1 protein-coding gene is annotated in these 2,267 nt (G+C 69.0%); it reads left to right on the forward strand.

Annotated elements, in window-relative coordinates; genetic code table 11:
* Window positions 1-80 precede the first annotated feature (80 nt).
* Window positions 81-1,700: an HNH endonuclease signature motif containing protein gene (locus QK444_RS35625; RefSeq protein ID WP_282786431.1), complete on the forward strand. Its 1,620-nt coding sequence runs from the start codon at window positions 81-83 to the stop codon at window positions 1,698-1,700.
* The last annotated feature ends 567 nt before the right edge of the window (window positions 1,701-2,267 follow it).

The raw sequence follows: 2,267 nt of genomic DNA on the forward strand, positions 1-2,267 counted from the left end.
CTGGTTATGTCATGTGAAGACGTGCAGTTCAGTTGATGTTTTCTGTTCTGCCGCAATAGGTTTCGCGGTAGAATAACTGTATGAATTCGGAGGGGGAAATCCAGCAGCGCGATCCCGCGCTCGCCACACTGGCGACCGCGATCGACACGCTGTTGGCCGAGGACCTGACCGGGTTCACCGACACCGAATTCACCGCCCGCGTGCAAGGACTGGAAGCGTGCCGGCGTCGGTTGGAGGCGGTGGGGCATCGGCACGTGATCGAGATCAACGACCGACAGTTGTGGACCACCACCGGATCGGTGGGGTTGTACCGGTATCTGGTGGAGACTCTGCGCCTGGCCAAGGCCGACGCCGTCGCCCGGGTGAAGGGTGCCGCGCAACTGGGGGCCATGACCAGTGCCTACGGCGAGTCGTGCGAACCGCGCCTGCCCGCCACGGCGTCGGCGCAGGCCGAGGGGGCGATCTCGGGGGATCACGCCCGGGCGGTGATGCGGGTGATGGACCGGATACCGGACGCGGTCGACACCGAACACCGCGCCATCGCCGAGGAGCATCTGGCCGACGCCGCCCGCACCGGCACCCCGGAAATGGTCGGCAAGGTCGGCGACCGCATCCTCGGCTACCTCGACCCCGACGGCACGCTGACCACCGCGAAGGACCGGGCCCGGCTTCGGGCGGCCACCTTCGGCGAACAACGCGTGGATGGGATGAGCCCGTTCGGGGGGTGTTTCGATCCGGAGTTGCGGGCGATGGTCGATACCGTGTTCGCGAAGTGGGCACGACCGGGCATGTGTATGCCCGACGACCCTGACAGTCCCCAGTTGGGGGTGCACGACCCCGACGGGTTCGACCCGAACCGGTTGGCGGCGGCGGTCGGGCGAGATGGGCGTACTCCGGCGCAGCGGCGGCACGACGCGTTGAAAGCGTTCCTGTCCGCCAGCGGCCCCGCGAAGTTGGGTGCACATCGCGGCCTGCCGGTGTCGATCGTGTTGACGATGTCGGTCACCGACCTACTGCGCGGTGCGGGAGTCGCCCGCGCCGCGACGGGGACGGCGATCCCGGTGCGGGAAGCGTGGCGGATGGCGCAGGGCTCGATCCCGCTGTTGCTGCTCTTCGACGAAACCCGAGGCAAACCCCTGTATTTGGGAGAAGGTGCAAGGATCGCGTCGCAGTGGCAGCGGTTGGCCGCCATCGCTCGTGACCGCGGCTGCACCCACCCCGACTGCTCCGCACCAGCCACCATGTGCGCGATGCACCACCTCATCCCGTGGGCCGCGCACGGTCCCACCGATATCGACAACCTCACCTTGGTCTGCGACGCCCATCATGCGCAGATCGCCGCCGATCCCGACGACCCGACCAGGTGGGCCACCTATCGCGTTCCGCCGGGGAGCGCGGATGCGGGGAGGACGGCGTTCTGTCCACCGGTCACGGTGGATCCGCAGCGTCGACCACGAGTGAATCGGTTCCATCACCCCGAACAGGTGCTGGCCGAGAGTGTGCAGCGTCGCCGCGCCCGGCTACTGGCCGAGCGCACGAGCGCATCCCGCCACAACCAAGAATCCCGCCCCGCGCGCGAGCCTCACCGCCACGAATCGCACCACAGCGGATCCCGCCACGGCCGCGAGTCCCAGCACCGCGCATCCGGCCACAGTCACGAAGCCCGTTGTCCGCGCGAACCCCACCGCGCCCGCGAATAGCACCGCCCCGCACGACCCGGTTCGACAATCACACCCGGCATCAACCCCCGCACGGTGAAAACCCGTGCCGCACGGGGGCATTCGCCGTGACCCGAGCGAGGTCCCGCTACACCGGCATCGACACAGTCTCCGAGGCCCTCATCGCACCGAAACCATTCCACCGCCCTCGACACCCACCCACCGCACCCGGCACCACTCCACTCGTCCCGAAACTGGACCACAGCCAGTCCGCCGGCTGGAACCGAGCTCACGGCACCCCACCGGGCGTCAGCGAAAGCCAGGTAAGGCACACGACGCCACCACACCTCTCATCTTTTGATCTCTTCCACTACCTTTCGCAACGCACGCGCCACTCCGAAAAGGTGCCTGAACAGGTCAGAGGACAGCCTTCACGCATCAAGTGCCGTGCTCCCGGCCGGCGGGGACTGGTGGTCTCACGGCACGGCCGCACCGTTCCGGGGCGCGGATTCGAGCGTCTTCGCGTCGTGGGGGGGGGGCGCCCGGGGGGGGGGGGGGGGGGGGGGGGGGGGGGGGGGGGCCGGGGGGGGGGGGGGGGGGGGGGGGGGG

Source organism: Nocardia sp. CC201C (genome assembly GCF_030010695.1).
Lineage (GTDB): Bacteria > Actinomycetota > Actinomycetes > Mycobacteriales > Mycobacteriaceae > Nocardia > Nocardia otitidiscaviarum.

What these genes read in the sequence shown, in the direction of transcription:
- QK444_RS35625 (WP_282786431.1), top strand. Translation starts at nt 81, where the DNA reads ATGAATTCGGAGGGGGAAATCCAGCAGCGCGATCCCGCGCTCGCCACA.